We start from the raw sequence: 17541 nt of genomic DNA, 5'->3' as shown, positions 1-17541 counted from the left end.
TTTTAGGCCTTTAACGTCGACCGCTGAGCACCGCGAAACGCCATGCTTTGAAGTTGCAGTCGACCTGGGAAAGTCCGGCGTCGCGCATCCACTGCAACTGGTTTTCGACCGAGGAGCAACGATCGTGGGTCATGCGTTCGTGCGCCTTTGCAATTTCCGCGTCGGACACTCCAAGCCTTCTGACCTGCTGCAGCCAGATACGAGCGTACCGGGCCTCTACCTCGGGATCATGGCCAAGGACCTGCTCGGCGTTGACGAACAGGCCGCCTTCGGACAAAGCGCCTCGAATGTCACCGAAGAGGTGCCTTTTCGCGGCGTCTTCCAGATGATGGATAGCCAGTGCCGATATGATGAGATCCCACGGACCGCCGAGTTCGGCATCGGCCATGTCGGCCACGGCATAGGTAATGGCCGGATTACCATCGAAGCGTTGCCGGGCCTGCTCGAGCATCTTTTCGGAGGCATCGACGAGGTGTATCTGAGCATCGGGGTGGCGGGCAAGCAGCATGTCGGCGAAAAGCCCGGTGCCCGCGCCAAGATCAAGTATCCGCAGTTTCTCAGCGTCCCGCCAGTCATCGATCAAGTCGAGTGCTGTGCCGTAAAACGCATCGAAACAGGGAATAAGGCCGCGCCGAAGGACGTCGTAGCCGGACGCATCCCGATTGAAGACGGGTAAGGACGAAACGTTTATTGGTGACATGGCGTGGCTCAACCTTTTGGGATCATGATCTACTTCGCCGTGGCGGTGGGGATCAGACTTGGGTTCAATGAATAGGTCGCTATCGCCTCGTCGCTTGCAAGGATGTGGCCAGCCATGGCTTTTTCCACGTCTTCGCCAGTGAACGGCCCCGAAAGGCCCAGTGTCGCAACGTCGAGCGCGACCACTTTGAGGGTGTAGTGGTGGATGCGCTGGTCGTTTATGGGCGGGCAGGGGCCGTCGTACCCGCCGTAGGTACCGCCCATGCCATCAGTTTTGGCCAGAAAACTCGTATAGACATTGGCGCCGCGCAGTCCGTGAGGCGTCATGCCGACTGGCTTGCCGCCCAGCACGAGACCTTCGCTTTCCGCACCTTCGCCGATGGACGTGATGCCGGCGGGAATATCGGCCAGAACCCAGTGGAAAACGGTGATCCGCGGCGCGTCATCCGGAATCATGGTGCCAAGTTTATTGATGAGGCTAAAATCCTGCGGTACGTCCGTATCGGTCATCAGCAACGCATAAGACCTAGTGCCTTCGGGGCCTGCCGACCATGAGACGCCCGGGCTTACGTCCTTGGGCCCGATCCCGGGCGGGCAGAAGGCGGCGGAGTCTGCAAACCGGCCAGAGGCGTAAAGCCCGTCGAACTTTACGGACAGCGTGGAGTCTGCGGCCAGAGTCGCCGTCGCCGAAAATGCAGCCGCCATAGTGACGGCGACCCATATGCTTCTATTCCTGGTCATTGGTCATCTCGCCTGATTGATTTCAGTCGAGCATACGGACCAATGGCAGCGCGGGCGGGCCCGATCTGATCAGGAATGAGCCTGAAGCGGTCAGGCCATTGATTTTTTACGCCCCCTGCGAACACTCGATGGAGCTTGTCCGAAGGCATCTTGGAAGTGCCGCGTGAAGTGTGAACGCGAAGCGTAGCCCGTTGCGGCAACTGCGTCGGCGACATCGGCATCGCGATCCGAGAGGATGAGATAAGCGGCTTGCATTCTTTCGGCGAGCAGCAGCGCGCGGAGCGAGTGGTTTTCGTCCCGAAGTCGCCGCCGCAAAGTGGCCTCTGACATCGACAGAGACGCGGCGACTGCAGCGGTGGACCATGCCCGATCAAGCCGGTGGCGGATCAAGAGCCGCACCGCCTCTGTTACTGAGCCGTCGACATATTTTGGCGTCAATCGCAGCGCCCCCTGTTCGGCCAGGATAAGCAAAACCTCTAGAACACGGTGATCCACGACTCGCCGGGAGAGTTCGAGCGGCCTTGCCAGCGCCTCGCCACTATGGATGATCGCCGAGCAGAGCGTCGGACTGATCGTGATGGACGAGACGAGAGGCACGTCTCGCGTCGTGAGTTGTGGCCAAAGGCGCGCCGCCTCAATGACCAGAGCGCGAGAGAAACGAACGAACAGGGCGCGATAGATACCAGTGTCGGTGTCTGGCTCGTTGACAACATCGATTTCGGAACCGGCCGGCAGTACGAAGGCGTCGCCGGCTTGGTAGATATTGCGTTTCGCGCCCCACAGCACTTCTTTGCGACCTTCGATGACGATGACGAGGCCGGCGGCGGGCATGCTGAGCTCGGAAATGGTTTCCCGGTGACGGGCGACGAAGGCCGAGATGAACGGTGGATCTTCGTTTTCGAGCAGTAAGCGTGTGTCGCGCTCGGCCAGCGGGCGCAATGCATCAATCAAGTGCCGCCCCAGTGTTTTGTCGCTGTCGCGCATTGAACAATGCAATCTCCAACTTGGATCGAGCGTCATTGCTACGTCGAAATCAATTGGCTGTCGATATGCCGGCAAACGGAGCGGAAACCGGAAGGCAGTGTCTGCTACTGGCGACCTTTTGGAGGACTACAGGCTGGCATTTCATGAACGATTGCTTTCTAGATGACGCTGGCCTCTCAACGCCGCATATCCGTTTTTCTATCATCGTCAGGGGGGCATTGCTCGGCTCAACCCGCCGATGGTAGGTTCTACGATGCCCGGGTGCTAAGCTTAAAAGATGAGATTAATGTTGCGGCAGATGATGCTCCAACGCCTTGAACGGATCTAGACCTTCGACCCCATTACGGATCAAATTTTATTCCAAGGAAATCAAAGAAATGAAGCGCAAGGCCGATTTTGGAACTCCACGACTTCTAGCATAAGCCAAAGCGGAGGTCGGTACTGTCGTCCGCAGCCCTTTAACTTTCAACTACCATCCAACCAGCTTACGAGGAAGCCGCTACCATACTGGGTGTTTGCTAAAGTGTGTTTAATGGTGGGATAGGTGGACTTGTCTTCCCACCATTCAACACAAGCGCGTGTTTACGCGGTCAAAAACAGCGGTGACGTCCATATGCGTGCTTGATCACGCTCACGAGCCGTCAGGAAGAGCGCATGTTCGCGACCGGATTCTAAGTTCAGCTCGTCAAGCGCAATCGTGCCCGACACGTCGCGCGAAAGTGCTGCATCGGTGACGCACTCCAAAACGAGATGCAGCTCCACACCCGGAAGGTCAAGCTTTATCGCGCCTTGTTTCAGCAACTCTGCGCCATTTGCGACGAGGTTTGCTGTCGGCGCATGAACGTGTGGCGGCGGCTGCAGGGGATCTCCGACCTTCGTGTATCCATGAATTGCCACAGATACGGCAATCGTAGCTGTGCGGAGGTCGGAAGTTGTCATTTCTATCGTGTCCACGTCACCATGGGTCGCAGTCGAAAAACCGAGCTTGCCCAAACCTTTCCGCCAAACCGTCTGTTCAGGATGGTCGAAGCCAAACCCCTCGACATCGAGGAGAGCTGCGCCCGTCACAGAGATCTCCCCGGTCCAATAAGCTCCACGGTAGCGGTCCTTGATGCGCGCGCCGCCGATCCGCAAGCGCAGTTTCCGCTCGCTGAGGCCCGCCTCCGAATGCAAATGTCTTTCCCAGCAAATGCGATCGCCGTCGTAGAGGGCAATCCATTCCCAGCCGGCATGCCCGAGAAGACGGTATTCGATTGGGACACCACGGTCGGCTGCAATGACCTCGCCCATGACCCGATCGCCGTGGGACAGAGTCGCAACATTCCGTTCGCCGGTTGTCGCGAAGGTCCGTCTTGCTCGCAGAGCCTTCCCGACGCCGGCCCTGTCGAAGCTTGCTGCCAGAACCCCGGTCAGGCCTCCGCGCGAGCCAAATGTGCCGGTCGCGGGCGCACCGCCACCGCAGCGGCCCTGATGTTCGTCGCTGGCTGCGGAAGCACCGACACGATGACCGCGCGCGAGTGCCTCGGCGTAGAGCCAGTGAAACTGCCCCCAAGCCGACCCGATCTCGATCAGCCTCTCCAGTTCCGGATGGCTCCAGTCGAGAATGCAGCGTCTTCCGCCGACATGGGGGATCAGAAGATGACCCTCGGGATCGTCCTCATAGGCAGCAAAAAGCCGATTGACGGGCCAAAGGCTCGGCCTGATCGATCCCGCCGTGTTCTCGTTCCACTCGAATGAGCGAAGCGACTGTCCGCCATCATCGAAAGGAAAGCGCGGTTTGCCGTCCCTTAGAAAGACAACGTTTCGGTCGCCGCCGGCAGCCGAATTCCCGCACCATTCGGTGCCTGGGAAACACACATAGCGGCCGGGTTCGTTCAGGCCGTGAATGATATCGACTGCTGCGTTCCAGTTTGCTTCCGTGATGTTGAAGTCGTTGACCGTATAGCCAACCACGTCGAGGCCGGCTATGTCGCGCCCATATGTGAGATTGTAGGTGGCGTCGTTGGTTCCGACCGTGTCATCAGAGTGAACGTGCAGATCGGCATAGAGCGGCCGTTTTGCCCCTTCCTCCACCTGGAGATAGCCCGTTGCGACAAGTTCGGGCATACCGTCAACCCGCCCGACGATCGTCCATTCCCCGGCTTTTTCGAACGATTGGCCGGCGAGACGGGCAACCGTCCAGCCTTCGGTGGCGAAAGAGACCGCATGTGAGCGCTCGCCACCCGGTCCCTCGATCTTTATCGTGCCGTTCACGTCAAGGTCGCGGCAGGTATTACCCCATCTGTCGTCGACGCGAAGGATGAAATCGAGTTTCTCTCCCGGGCCCGCCAGTCGAGGACCGATCAGACGCAGCGTCGATGGTGCGCCAGGTGTGATGTTCAGCGTGCAATCGCCCGGAACCTCGGCGAATTTCGAACTGCCGAGAGGGTCAATGAACATACGGAACCGGAAAGCGTTCTCGACAAAGGTCTGGACGCGGGTTCCAGCTCCGCCTTGCCGCCGATCGCCGAGCCGGATGACGATCCGGTCGCCGGGGTTGAGATAGCCGTCGACGACATCGATGATGACAGCCTTCTGAAAGGGTCTTTCATGGCCTTTCTGGTCGAAGCGCACCTTCAGTGCCTGCACGCTCGATGGGCTCTGGCCGCTCAAGAGCGGGCCGGCATGATATTCGGCGGAAACGTAATTTGCCGCCGTCGGATCACTGGTCTGGAACAGCGCCCAATCCGAATAGAATTTGAATGCGAGCTTCAGCCATGCGCCGTCGGCAAGCCCTACGGCGCCAACGTGATAGACCAGTTCGAGCTCGGTCCATTCGCCCGCAGTCAGCTCGGTTAGGGAGCATGAGAAATGGCCAAGAAACGGCAACGCGTCCAGCCGTTCGGTAATGCCTTCGGGTGAACGAGACGTGCCTGGTGTCAGGTCGGAAGCGAAATATGTCATTGAACGATCCGTCAGTGTCCACGCCAGCTTTCGTAGCGGCGCTCGAGGCGTTGAAAAACCAGGCTCTCCATGAGCCAGGCGATGAGACCAATAACCGCGATCCCCAAGAGGACCTGATTGGCGTTGCCGATCTGGCCGCCTACGGCAACCATCCAGCCAATGCCTTGCGAGGCCCCGATCATTTCGGCGGCAACCAGCGCGCGCCAGGCCTGCGCAAATCCGATTCTGAGCGCGGATGTCAGAAATGGCAGGGCGGCCGGGAGATAGACATGGATAAGGAGCTGCGTCCGGCGCGCGCCAAGAACGCGTGCGGCCTTCACTTCGCCATCACGAATGGCAAGAACGCCATCCTGGATCGCCACCGCCATCGGGAACGCCGCTGCAATGAAGATCACCACTGCAATCGATAGATAGCCGAGGCCGAAGAAAATCAGCGAAAGCGGTGCCCAGGCGATTGGCGGGATCGCCATGAACAAGCCGAGCAAGGGCTGGGCGAACTCGCGAAACGGCCGATAGATGCCGGCAGAGACGCCAATCACAAGTGCGGCGAGAGTGGCTGCGCCAAAACCGCCTGCTTCGCGCAGGAGGCTAGCCCACACCTGTGGCCAGAGCCGGCCCGTGACGATCCAGCGCCAGGCTTCGGCAGCCACGGCCCAGGGTTCGGGCAGCACATAGGATGGAACACGGCTTGCGGCAATTGCCCATACAGCAAGGAGAACCGGCAATGAGGCCCATCGCCAAGAGGGTCGCAGTCGCCACACGCGTGCTGTCTTTGCGGTAGATCTCTCGTTCATTGCGGCTTTGAACCACCGGATGCGAAGCTGTCGTCGATAATGTCGGCAACATTGATGGTCCGGTCGAGGAAGCCCAAATCGACAGAGTAGCCTATCAGCCGCTGGATAAATGCCCGGTCAGTTTGGCCGATCGTCGCGGACCAGCCAATCCGTTTGCGGGCTTCAGCAACAATCGCTTCGGGTGAAACCTTGGTCCCATCCTTTGCGCTTACCGCTTCGAGATTGAAGTGCTGTGCAATGATCCGGTTGGCTTCTTCCGTCTGCTTCTGCAGGAAGTCGATCGCTTTCGCATGGGCACGCAAGAGCTTTTCGAGGTCGCCACGGCGTGTTTCGATCGTCTTTTCTGGAGCGGCGATGACGTACCAGGGATAGCCCGGCAGTGCCTGGTTGACATCAAGGACAACGCGTCCCGCGCCGCGCAGGACCGACTGGCTGACAAAGGGCTCCCAGAGGAATGCTGCATCGACAATGCCGGTATCGAGCGCGCCGTTCATGTTGCCGACAGGTATCTGCGAGAGCTGAACGTCGGCATCCGGATTCAAGCCTGCGGCTTCCTTCAGCACGTAGCCGCGCAAGAGCACATCCATTCCGCTGCCGCGATTAAGCCCGGCAAGCCGCCTTCCCTTGAGATCGGAGAGGGTCGAAATCGGTCCATCGGCCTTGGCGATAAGAGCCGCCTGTCCATAGTTTACCTTTGCTATGATCTTGGCCTTCAGGCCTCTTGCTGCCCATTGGTAGACCGGCGGCGCGCCGATAAAGGCGACATCGATCTCTCCGCTGGCAACCGCCTGCTGGATCACAGGTCCATCGCCGAAGCTGCGCAGGTCTACCCGCAAACCTTCTTCGGCAAAGAAGCCCTTCTCCTTCGCGATCAGTGCCGGCGCGTTTGCCATAGCCTCCACCCAGCCGACGCGGAGCGGCCGCGTGGCCTCTTGGGCATGAAGCGCCGTGAGCATGCTCAGAGAGGCGATGAGGGCATAGAAACTAAGTTTCATGGGGATCTTTCTTCAATTGGACCGGGATCTGGACGTTGTGACTGCGGCAATCTGCGTCGCGAGCGCGGAGCGCAGTTCCTCAAAACGAGGTTCGCTTCGAGAACGGTGCTGGTCGCGTGGCCGCGGCAGGTCGATGATCAATTCGGCTCGGATTCCCGTTGGTGGATAACCGAGAACAAGGACGCGATCGGCGAGATACACGGCCTCGTCGATGTCGTGGGTAATGAAGACGACGGTCTGGCCGAGAGCTGCCCACAAACGAAGCAGCTCGTCGTTGAGGCCGGCCCTCGTGATAGCATCGAGTGCGGAAAAGGGTTCATCCATGAGCAAGAGACGTGGCTCGAGCACGAGCGCGCGCGCCAATGCAATGCGTTGACGCTGACCACCCGACAGGTGATGCGGCGACTTGCCTGCGAAATCCGCCAGCCCAACGATGTCAAGGAGGTGTTCCGATCGGGCATATTGCTCTGCCTTGGAGATCTTCCCCGCCATCCGCAAGCCAAAACGAACATTCTCAATGACGTTCAGCCAAGGGAAAAGATTGGGCGACTGGAAAACATAGCCAAGCACATCTTGTTCAGGTGCAACCGGTGTTCCGTCGACAGCGATCCGGCCCTCCTCCGGTCGAAGAAAGCCCGAAAGAAGGTTGAGCAAAGTGGACTTGCCGCAGCCAGAAGGACCAAGGACCGCCACGAATTCTCCCGGTGCGACATCGAAGGAAAATCGATCAAAAACAGGCTGGCCGCCAGGATAGCCGAAATGCAAATCGCCAACCTGGAAGGATGCTCCGCGGGTCCTGGATGGGTGTTCGATGACTGACACTGGCATGACAAAGCCTTTGAGATCCTGTACAGGCAATATAATACATTATAATACATGTTGACCAATGTTGGGTTTGTCTCATTTTTTCCCGTATGGAGGAATGAGCTTCCAAACGCGGAGCCTGCTGTAGTCGTTTTTCGCCGGATTCATGATGACCCTTGTTCGCAACAGCCCCGTCAGCCTTTACCAACAGATCGCGGATCAACTACGCGCAGACATTGCGCGTGGCGAGTTCGACCCCGCAGGCCGACTGCCGTCCGAAGCAGAAATGGGGGCGAAATTCGGTGTCAGCCGCGTCACCGTACGCCTTGCTTTCGACGATCTGGAACGAGAAGGCCTGATCGAACGGCGCAAAGGCAAGGGCACTTTCGTTGCCGGAAAGCAGGTCAGACACCGGATCGACACGCTGCGAAGTTTTCACGAGACCTTGAAGATGCAGGGGCTTGAGGCGAAGATGCAGGTGATCGATTTGCGCGCTATAGAGACGCCAGAGGCCCTGCAGCTTCATTTTGGAAAGCGATGCTCGCTGTTGGAACGATTGCATATCGTTTCTAACGATCCGATCGCCGTTGGTCGTAGTTTCCTGCCAATCGGCATTTCCGAGATCGCAAAGAAAGATATCGAGAAACGTCCCACCTATGCCCTGATAGAAGACTATGCAGGCCGGCCGATCGTGAATGCCGAAATTGCAATCGGCGCTCGCGCCACCGACAGGCGCATTGGGTCACTCGTTCAGGCCAATTCGGGTGCCATCCTGCTGGTGATGGAACGAAATTCCTATTTCGCCGATGGGGCCTGTGCGGAGTCTTCGGAGTTCTTTATCAGGCCGGAGCGGTACAAATTCGTGCTAAGCAATCACAACTGACCGGTTTCTATACAATGCTACGACCCTTTTAAGTGTTTGTGATGCTTGTTCACCGCACTCTCGGGCTTGATTGCATTCCACTGCAAAAGACGACTCTCCATGCCAAGTGTTGCGCATTACCGGCGCACATAATCGGCGAGACGGATCACGTTGCATTGATCGCGCAGGCATCGGCCACGCTTTAGCGGGGACGCCGATAACGCAGGGAAGACAGGCTGCCGTCGAGTTCGGAAATCTGCACCAGAAGTTCGTCGGTGGTGCCGTCTTCGCAGTCGTCGCTTCCAAAGCAGCGGCGCGCCTCGTGCATATGCAATCTGTCTTCTGGGCTGTCGCGGCGAGACCGAAGACGACCGAAATAGCGCAGGACGCTCATAGTGTTCTCCTTGTTGGAAGTGGATGTCTCCGCGGAAAAGGTCCTGTAAGACTGTGCCATGAGATCAGTAGACTAAAGAATTGCGGCCCTGTCCTTGTCGCAATTTTTGAAAAAGATGACTGCCCGGTGCCAGCACCCGCTCGCCCATGATAATTAAAGTGTTGTAACCAGCCTGAATGAGCCGGGTGTCCGGGCGGCATCTGTCTAATGATCGTCTCCGTTTTTCAATATCTTATATGCTTGATTACCGCGCTCGGCCGCAGAAAGAATTCGCCGGATCTACTTCGTCTCTCGCGACGCGTAAGGCCCATGAGCCTGCTCCTATTCGATGATCAGAGAAATATTGGATGTCGACAAGATTGATCATAGAAACAAGGCTGCCGGCGACTGCATGGGCTTTCGATATCGCGCCCGCGCCATTAATCCTTGTAGCAAGAGATAGCCACCGTTCCAGCGACCGAAGCCGCTTGCTACATTGATGTGCCCGGCATTGCCGATGTTTTTGACCTCGGTGTTCCAACAGCGTCCAAGCACGGTGAGCCGATCCAAAGACATATAGCAGTCGTTTAGGCTGCCAACGACGATGCTGGGGAAAGGCAATCGCTGCACCGGCATGTCGCCGAAGTCGATCCGACCGGGGTGAAGAAGGTCGGTGGCGCGCAGATCACAGGGAGCAACGAGCAAAGCGCCTTTGACACGAACCGCCGAATCTCGGCCTGCGAGCTTTGCGGCCAGCAGACACCCGAGGCTATGGGCAACGATATAAGCCTCTCCGGCCTCGTCTAGAGCCTCTTCCAATCTTGAAAGCCAATGATCGAGTTTCGGATTGTCCCAATCGTCCTGGACGACACAGCGACTGTCGGGCCGGTCGTGCAGCCAATGCTGCTGCCAATGTCCCTCTCCGGATCCGAACAATCCTGGCAGGATAAAAACTGCTGTCATGTCATTCGTTCCCCCGCAGACCGGCTTCAGATCGCAAGTCATGCCTGGACCGTCGCCTTCTGCCGCCGCTCAAAAAAGCCCTATGACGAAAGCGAAGAGAAATGCGAAGGAGACGATGGTGGCACCTACTTCGGCGCCCCGCACCAGATGTATTTTGAACTCGGCGGACGATCGTCTCTGCAGCCTCCGAGAATATCCATCGACATATGCCATTGACGATGATCCTTAGTACCAGGGGGCAGGCGAAAAGCCCCAATAGTACATCTCATACTCGCTCAGCGAGCGTTCCCGCTCGTGCCCCTCAAAGACAAGCCGGTTTTCCACCGGTCGATCCTGCGCCTGCTGTGCCCACAAAAACTGGCTGAGGCGCCAGGGCAAATGTCGGAAGATGTTTGGCATGATGTTGATCTCCATCTGGCTTTTCACAGCTTTTGGGGTGCACTCAAGCTGGCTGGCGGTATTCGGCGGTGCTGAGAAGACCATTGAATGGGGGGAACGGCCTAAAAAGCGTCAGAAGACGATTCTCCTCCCTCTTTTGAAGCAGATAACGGCGCGCAAAGTCTGGGAAGCTCCAGAGATGGCCATTGTCGAGCGGGCGCTCGGGTCGAGCCAGTGCAACGCCGTTGTCGGAAATCACTGGAGCATCCGTCATTTATCGTCGCCTGGCTCTCATGGACCGCCTGTTTGCAGCAATCCCGACACGTGGAAAGCAACCATTGCCTGCCTCTCTATGCGTCCTAATATTGTCTAAATTGATCGGCTAAAGGAACAGTTACCCAACATTGTCCGCTTGGATGGAAAAATGGTCTTTAGGCAAACGTTTGACGCAAATGAGGGCGAGAATTTTCTCGCCCAACGCGGTGGGAGGCGAGACATCGTCAAAAAGCTTGGTGTCATTTCAGGTTATCCGCGGTGTCGTCGCTGATGCCTGCCCTGCTCCAGTGTCACGGACTAAAGTCCGAGGCTTTAAACGGACACCATAATTCCAATCTCGGAATGCAATGGTACTCAGCTTGCAGAAGCTTCAGCCAATTCATCAAGCCAAACTGTCAGGGCATCTGCCGCAGCAGTGCTCTGCAATACGATTTCTGGTACTAGGTCGATATCTGGAAGGCTTCCCAAACCCAGCGGCCCCATCGCGAATAGACCGGAAAAATGTCCCGTCGAACCAACGGCCCTGCCGCAACGGTCAACGAGAATGCCAAGATCAACCTCGTCACGCCGTACAAGGCCGGCGGTAAAGAGCGACTGGAACAAGGGTGAGGTGACATCCGTCGGCCGAAAACGACAGTCAATCGTTCGATCCGCTGGAACGAGCTCAAGGCCGGCAGCCGTCGAAAGAAGGACGCCGTTGATTGCGATACGATCGACCTTGCCTTTCTTGACGGAGATCCTACCCCTAGCTATTGCCTCGAATAGGCGTCTGTAATGCTCGGGCGGCAGACGGTTGCGATGGCTGTCATAGATTGCTTTGACGTGGCGTTTGAAACGGCTTCGTTCTGCAGGCGTCAAAGCCTGCCAGAGATCGCGGGCGCCTTGACGAAATCCATTCATAATGCCCTGCCATCCTGAACCCTCGGCCTCCGCTACCTTCGCCGCCTCTCGGAGAAATCGAAATGCGCCGCGCAGCGTATGAGGCAATGGATGTCCCGAGGTCACAGGCCCAACGGCTGCGCGCGTGTGGGATTGCGGCAGGAAACCGGAGGCCGAGATTAGCGTCACATGAGAAGTTTCACCTTCCTTCAGCAACCGGAGAGCCCTGTCGACGGCATGAATGCCCCCGCCGATCACCAGCACACTACCACTCCCTTCGGGCGTAGGCGACGCCTTTTCGGCGCAGCGCAGACCGTAACCGGTCGCCAGAAAAACCGCATCAAAGCGTGTCGTTTGCTGGTCGGCGGACGAGATTGAAAAGCCGTTTTCCGGATGCCGGTCAATCCCGGTGACACTTTCAAGCCGGACCTGAACCACCACATCGGTGCGCGCTCTTAACGCTTCCGAAAAGCGGTGATACACATAGGCGCTAAAGATCTCGCCTGGCACAAAGGAGTGTTCGATACTGACGTCACCGGCCCTATGCGTCACTTGCCATCTGTCGTCTTCTTCGAGCCATTTCTGAAAATCATTGGCGGTATTCGGATCGATCGACAGATCCCTCACTCTACTGTTGAGCAAATGCGCCGCTGATGGGCTCGTCCCCTCGCCGCCATCAATTTTTGGATTAGGATCGAACATCACCAAATGGAATGGTCGGTCGATTTCCTTTAGCAAGGAGATCGCCGTCATCATTCCCGTAAATCCCCGTCCGACGATAGCCAACTTCACAAGATGTCTCTGGCCCGTTGGCTGCCAGTTCTCCGGAGAAATGGTTGGGGTAAAGGTCATGGGTTGGCTCCTTTGCGTTAACCCAGTCGATTTTACTCAGGCATTCTCTGGTATCGCTCTCATCGTCTACTTAAATCATAGAAATTCGATTGCGTGACGCAAGGACAATTTTCGCTTTCACCATTGCCGCCTCGGATGGATTAACCATTTCTTTAGATCCTCTATCCGCCGCACCTATGGGAATAGGGCAGTCGACACCTGGGTTCGAGGTCTACACACTCTACCCGTCTCGATATCAAAATCACGACGCGAATGGCTCGTGCTGTCGCCCTTCGTTGGCCCATGTTGCCTACAGCGACGCATCCTATCATTAGTATAGAAATACAAAAATAAGCAGTTGTATCCAACTTTTGTCTATCGATTCGATCTACGATAGAACAATGTTTCTGGTCATGCCAGCAGCACTCAACTAGCTTTGCCCCCGAAAAGGAGCCGTTATCATGCAGTTCGCACAACCTACCAGGCTTGCCTTAGGGCTCGGCTTCGCCCTATTGCTACTGATTTCAACGCAGGCTTTTGCTGACGCCACGCTTGATCGCGTAAAGGGACGCGGTGCTTTGACCGTAGGCGTCATCTTGTCGGGAGCGCCGTTCGGTTACATCGATCCGAAGACTCAAAGCCAGAAGGGCTACAATCTCGATATCGCCCAGGCGCTCGCCGACAAACTCGGGGTCAAGCTGGAGACGGTAACCGTTACCCCGCCGAACCGCGTGCAGTTCCTGCAGCAGGGCAAGGTCGACATCCTGATTGCCAACATGCAATATACCGAAGAACGGGCAAAAATCCTCGATTGGGTTCCTACGCCTTATGACCGCAGTGGCGGCGCAGCCATCGGCCGCAAGGACAGTGGTTTGAAGGACTGGGCCGACCTCAAGGGGAAGCCGGTTTGCGTCTCGCAGGGTTCGAATTTTACCCAGCCTCTGATCGAGCAGTACGGCGCCCAGGTCAAGGCTTTGCCAAGCCAGCCTGAATCAGTTCTTGCCCTGCAAGGTGGCAATTGCGTTGCAGCCGTTCACGTCAGCGCAACACTCGGACTGCTGCTTCAGGACCGCCCCGACGAGTGGAAGGACTACACCATCCTGTTTCCGACCGAGCTCGTTCCGTCGGACTCGGTGATCTGGCTGCGCAAGGGCGACAAGGATACCCAGCAGGCCCTAGATAAGGCGGTCAAGGACCTGCATGCGTCTGGCAAGCTCCTGGAATTCGCCAAAGCCAACAGGCTACTTAACACCACCTATCTCGAAGAGCAGCACAAGACACTTTCCGCGAAATAACGGCTTGATGCCCAGAAAATATCGATATGCAGCATAGCGGTTGGCTCGACGTATTCATCGCATTGATGGACAAGATCGGCCTGAACTACGAGTTTCTTGCGACAGGCTATGAGGCGCAGATCTGGCGTGATGGCTTCGTCACCACGCTGTATCTGATCGCCATCCTGATGCCGGTCAGCCTCGTGGTCGGCTTGCTCTTTGCCGCAGGCCTCAAGTCCGGACGCCCTTGGCTCTCTACGCCGATCCGTGCCTTCATCGAAGTGACGCGCAATACACCGACGCTGGTCCAGCTGATGTTCAGCTTTCTGGTTCTGAACACGTTCATCTCCAACCTGGTGGGCGGTCAGCAGAACAATCCGCTGTCGCCTTTCTTCTGGGTGGTGGCCGTGGTCGGACTGCACGTCGCGGCCCTGCATGCCGAAGCCATCCGCGCCGGCATCGAGGCCGTTCCGGCGTCCACAGTGGAGGCAGCGCGCGGCATTGGTTTCACCCAGTTTGAGATCCTGCGCTTCGTCGAGATGCCGCTTGCCCTTCGCGCATCGCTGCCGGCCATCGTCAACAACCTCATCAACCTGGTGAAACTGACGACGGTCGGCAATGCGATCGCCGKTAGCGAAATCACCTACGCTTCGATCATGGTCTGGACCCAACGCGACMATGTCGTSGCACTGATGATCGTCATCCTGCTGTTCTTCAGCGCCATCAACTTGCTCGTTGCCCGCCTCGGCCGCTGGATCGAGCGCCGGCTGGCCGTTCCGGGGTATGGCCTATGAACGTTTCCACAGTTGCTTCGCGGACCCAAAATCGACTCCGATCCCGCATCGTCGTCGTCGGCGCGCTCATCATCGCCCTGCTACTATGGGTGTCGCTGGACCTCAGCCTTGGGCGAACCACGGTCGAGTGGATCCCGTATCTGGCCAGCGGCTTTCTGATGAACATCGTTATCAGCCTATTAGCCATGACGATCGGCACGGCGTTCGGCGTCCTCCTCGGCGTTCTGCAACTGACGCCGTTCCGGCTGGTTCGCTACCCCGTCGTGACTTATGTGCAGATTTTCCGCAATGCGCCGCATCTCGTGCTGATCTTCGCCACGACCTACATCTTTCCCTTCGAGATCGTCGCCTTCGGCCATTATCTGCCTTTCCCCGACTGGCTCAAGGCCGTCATCGGCCTCGCCATACCGGCCAGCGCCTATGTGGCCGAAATCACCCGCGGCGCGATCGCTTCCATTCCCAATACCCAGTGGGAAGCGGCCCAGGGGCTTGGATTTTCGCGTGCCCAGGCACTGCGTTGGATCATCCTACCGCAATGCGTGCGCCGCTCGCTGCCGCCGTGGATGAACCTGTTCTCCTCGATCACCATGGCGACGGCCCTGGCGTCGCTGGTCGGCGTCCACGAACTTCTGCATGCGGCGACGGACGCGAGCACCTCCGTCAGGCGCCTGGATTTCACGATTATCGCCTATATCGTCGTTATGGCCGCGTTCTTCGTGCTTTGCTACCCGATATCACGCCTGACGCGACGCCTGGAACGGCGCCTGAAGGCAGCCTGAGGACATTTGCGCCATGAACAAAACCGCCAGCAATGTTATCGTCAGCCTGGAGGATGTGCATCTCTCCTTCGGCTCGACCGAGGTGCTCAAGGGTATCGATCTGTCGATCAACCGGGGCGACGCCGTTTCAATCATCGGCCCGTCGGGCTCCGGCAAATCGACTATTCTGCGCTGCATCAACGCCCTGGTGAAACCGCAGAGCGGCCGCATCACCGTCGGCGATACCCGCGTCGATCAGTTAACCACGGAAAAGGAAAGGATCGCCCTGCGTAAGCGGGTCGGAATCGTCTTTCAGCAATACAATCTGTTTCCGCACCTGACGGTGCTCGACAACATCGCGCTCGCGCCCATCCGGATCCTCGGTGTAGACCGGCAATCGGCAGCAAAATTGGGGCGTGAACTGCTTGAGCGCGTACGCCTGTCCGACAAGGCGCAGTCCTATCCGGGACAACTGTCCGGCGGACAGCAGCAGCGCGTCGCCATAGCCCGGGCACTGGCGATGAAACCCGACCTCGTTCTATTCGACGAAGTCACCTCGGCGCTGGACCCTGAGACCGTCGGTGAGGTGCTCAGCGTCATTCGCGACCTGGTGCGGGAGGGCATGACCAGCATCCTCGTCACCCACGAGATGCGCTTTGCCGAAGAGATCAGCGATACCGTCGTCTTCACCGAAAACGGTCTCATCGTCGACCAGGGAACGCCGGAGCAGATTTTTCACCAGCCCGACAATCCGCGCATCCGCCAGTTCGTCAGCGGGCTCGGCGGCGCGCGCGACGCGGTGCGCGACGGCGAAGGAATCTAGGAGATCATCATGACAGCGTCCTCGCACACCCTGACGACCCGCTTCGCCGAGGCGATCCTGTCAGCCGATCCGTTGGCGGACAGCGCTGCCGTCACTGCCGCGCGCACGGCGATCATCGATTATCTTGCCTGCGCCATTGCCGGCGCCGGCGACCGCACCACCGAAATTTTGCGCACCGCGCTCGGCGGCAGCACATCCGGCAAGGCGGTGTTGATCGGCAGGCGTGGAGGCAGCGATCCGCTGACCGCGGCGGTCATCAACGGCTATGCCGGTCATGTGCTCGACTATGACGACGTGCATGCCAGCGTGCGTGGCCACCCGACCGCCGTCATCATCCCGGCCCTGCTAGCCTTTGCGGCCGAACACGAGCTGCGTGCCGATGCTTTCCTGTCGGCCTATATCGTCGGCCTGGAAGCCATGGCGAGACTGGGGCTGTCGATCGGCGTTAAACATTACGAGAACGGCTTCCATGCCACCGCCACGCTCGGAACGATGGGAGCCGCCGCCGCCCTGTCCTCCCTGACGCGTGCCTCCGTCAAGGAAACGGCCGTGGCGCTGGGGCTGGCGGCAACGCAGTCGACCGGCCTGCGGCTGCAGTTCGGCTATGATGCTAAACCCTATCATGCCGGCATGGCGGCTCGCGCCGGCCTGCTGGCTAAGCGCCTCGCCGCAGCCGGATTTGGCGGCGCGTGCGATTTTCTCGACAATCCGGTCGGCTTCTACTCGGCCTTTGCCTTCGGCGCAGCCCAGCCGCCGCTGGTGGTTGAGAACTGGGGAACGCCTTGGCAGATCGTCTCGCCGGGCCTGACACTCAAGGCCTATCCCTGCTGCACCGCCAGCCATCCCGTTGCCGCGATCGGCGTCGACCTGCACCGCGAAGGCACAGCGGCTGACATGGTCGAGCAGGTAACCTTCACCTTCCCGCCGGGCGCCGACGCCGCGTTGGCGGTCACGCATCCGAACACCGGCATCGAGGCGCGCTTCAGTCCCGAATATGTCTTCGCCGCCGCGCTAACCGATGGCGCCCTGCGCCTCGACCATTTCGATGACCGGCCGGTGCAGCCGGGTCTGCTGGCGCTTTCGGCCAAGGCCCGTCGCCGGCACGACGACAGCGCGCCGCGCATGTCGAGCGACCCGAAAACCCGCTTCGTCGTCGTTGACGTCACCTTGCGCGATGGCAGCACGCTGTCCCGCCGCTTCGACGGCCTCCCTGGCGTCACCGACGCGACGACGAAGTTCCGCGATGCGACGGCAGACAATGCTGCTTTCTCCGAAATCCCCACTCTTGTTCGATCGATGACAACCTCCGCGGACCTGCAGCGGCTGCTCCAGCTGCTCGGCCAGAACGCTGACTGAACATACCTCTCGAA

At 58.5% G+C, this 17541-nt stretch carries 18 protein-coding genes; 7 read left to right on the top strand and 11 right to left on the bottom strand.

Annotated elements, in window-relative coordinates; genetic code table 11:
- Positions 1 to 10 precede the first annotated feature (10 nt).
- From VH564_RS24370 to VH564_RS24340, 7 genes are all read right to left on the bottom strand, one after another.
- Entirely contained in the window at positions 11 to 700 is a 690-nt protein-coding gene (locus VH564_RS24370) for a methyltransferase domain-containing protein (RefSeq protein WP_423342460.1), read from the bottom strand.
- A gap of 29 nt (positions 701 to 729) precedes the next feature.
- Positions 730 to 1404, bottom strand: a complete 675-nt coding sequence (locus tag VH564_RS24365) for a YbhB/YbcL family Raf kinase inhibitor-like protein (RefSeq protein WP_423342438.1) — start codon at positions 1402 to 1404, stop codon at positions 730 to 732.
- 126 nt (positions 1405 to 1530) lie between these two features.
- The gene (locus VH564_RS24360) at positions 1531 to 2424 is read right to left on the bottom strand and encodes a helix-turn-helix domain-containing protein (RefSeq protein WP_423342437.1); all 894 of its coding nucleotides are present in this window, start codon (positions 2422 to 2424) and stop codon (positions 1531 to 1533) included.
- A gap of 582 nt (positions 2425 to 3006) precedes the next feature.
- Positions 3007 to 5367, bottom strand: a complete 2361-nt coding sequence (locus VH564_RS24355) for a hypothetical protein (protein WP_423342436.1) — start codon at positions 5365 to 5367, stop codon at positions 3007 to 3009.
- Between the two features lie 11 nt (positions 5368 to 5378).
- On the bottom strand, positions 5379 to 6092 hold the full coding sequence (locus tag VH564_RS24350; RefSeq protein WP_423342435.1) for an ABC transporter permease: 714 nt from the start codon (positions 6090 to 6092) through the stop codon (positions 5379 to 5381).
- A gap of 65 nt (positions 6093 to 6157) precedes the next feature.
- Positions 6158 to 7156, bottom strand: a complete 999-nt coding sequence (locus VH564_RS24345) for an ABC transporter substrate-binding protein (protein ID WP_423342434.1) — start codon at positions 7154 to 7156, stop codon at positions 6158 to 6160.
- 12 nt (positions 7157 to 7168) lie between these two features.
- Entirely contained in the window at positions 7169 to 7984 is an 816-nt protein-coding gene (locus VH564_RS24340) for an ABC transporter ATP-binding protein (RefSeq protein ID WP_423342433.1), read from the bottom strand.
- A 145-nt stretch (positions 7985 to 8129) separates the two neighbouring features.
- Here VH564_RS24340 and VH564_RS24335 point away from each other — a divergent pair, with 145 nt between their 5' ends.
- Positions 8130 to 8843, top strand: coding sequence for a GntR family transcriptional regulator (locus VH564_RS24335; RefSeq protein ID WP_423342432.1), 714 nt, complete (start codon positions 8130 to 8132; stop codon positions 8841 to 8843).
- A gap of 181 nt (positions 8844 to 9024) precedes the next feature.
- Here the strand turns inward: VH564_RS24335 and VH564_RS24330 are convergent, their stop codons facing one another.
- The 3 genes from VH564_RS24330 to VH564_RS24320 form a co-directional block, all read right to left on the bottom strand.
- Complete coding sequence (locus VH564_RS24330; RefSeq protein ID WP_423342431.1) at positions 9025 to 9216, bottom strand: hypothetical protein; 192 nt, start codon at positions 9214 to 9216, stop codon at positions 9025 to 9027.
- A 363-nt stretch (positions 9217 to 9579) separates the two neighbouring features.
- Positions 9580 to 10158, bottom strand: a complete 579-nt coding sequence (locus tag VH564_RS24325) for an RBBP9/YdeN family alpha/beta hydrolase (RefSeq protein ID WP_423342430.1) — start codon at positions 10156 to 10158, stop codon at positions 9580 to 9582.
- 225 nt (positions 10159 to 10383) lie between these two features.
- Positions 10384 to 10557 (bottom strand): hypothetical protein, encoded by a 174-nt coding sequence (locus tag VH564_RS24320; RefSeq protein ID WP_423342429.1) that lies wholly within the window; start codon positions 10555 to 10557, stop codon positions 10384 to 10386.
- Between VH564_RS24320 and VH564_RS24315 the strand changes: the two genes are divergently transcribed.
- On the top strand, positions 10556 to 10909 hold the full coding sequence (locus VH564_RS24315; RefSeq protein WP_423342428.1) for a hypothetical protein: 354 nt from the start codon (positions 10556 to 10558) through the stop codon (positions 10907 to 10909). The genes VH564_RS24320 and VH564_RS24315 overlap by 2 nt on opposite strands.
- A gap of 257 nt (positions 10910 to 11166) precedes the next feature.
- On the opposite strand, the gene VH564_RS24310 is transcribed toward VH564_RS24315, so the two are convergent.
- Positions 11167 to 12543, bottom strand: a complete 1377-nt coding sequence (locus VH564_RS24310) for an FAD/NAD(P)-binding protein (RefSeq protein ID WP_423342427.1) — start codon at positions 12541 to 12543, stop codon at positions 11167 to 11169.
- Between the two features lie 440 nt (positions 12544 to 12983).
- Between VH564_RS24310 and VH564_RS24305 the strand changes: the two genes are divergently transcribed.
- The 5 genes from VH564_RS24305 to VH564_RS24285 are packed head-to-tail and all read left to right on the top strand — an operon-like array spanning position 12984 to position 17527.
- A complete protein-coding gene (locus VH564_RS24305; RefSeq protein ID WP_423342426.1) occupies positions 12984 to 13817 on the top strand; it encodes a transporter substrate-binding domain-containing protein in 834 nt (277 codons plus the stop codon).
- 26 nt (positions 13818 to 13843) lie between these two features.
- The gene (locus VH564_RS24300) at positions 13844 to 14590 is read left to right on the top strand and encodes an amino acid ABC transporter permease (RefSeq protein ID WP_423342425.1); all 747 of its coding nucleotides are present in this window, start codon (positions 13844 to 13846) and stop codon (positions 14588 to 14590) included.
- The gene (locus VH564_RS24295; protein ID WP_423342424.1) at positions 14587 to 15369 is read left to right on the top strand and encodes an amino acid ABC transporter permease; all 783 of its coding nucleotides are present in this window, start codon (positions 14587 to 14589) and stop codon (positions 15367 to 15369) included. The genes VH564_RS24300 and VH564_RS24295 overlap by 4 nt, the downstream gene beginning before the upstream one ends.
- 13 nt (positions 15370 to 15382) lie before the next feature.
- Positions 15383 to 16171: an amino acid ABC transporter ATP-binding protein gene (locus VH564_RS24290; protein ID WP_423342423.1), complete on the top strand. Its 789-nt coding sequence runs from the start codon at positions 15383 to 15385 to the stop codon at positions 16169 to 16171.
- Between the two features lie 9 nt (positions 16172 to 16180).
- Positions 16181 to 17527, top strand: coding sequence for an MmgE/PrpD family protein (locus VH564_RS24285; RefSeq protein WP_423342422.1), 1347 nt, complete (start codon positions 16181 to 16183; stop codon positions 17525 to 17527).
- Positions 17528 to 17541: the final 14 nt, after the last annotated feature.

The organism is Rhizobium sp. HT1-10 (genome assembly GCF_049472505.1).
Classification (GTDB): Bacteria; Pseudomonadota; Alphaproteobacteria; order Rhizobiales; family Rhizobiaceae; genus Rhizobium.
This window is presented reverse-complemented; position numbering and strand designations above follow the sequence as displayed.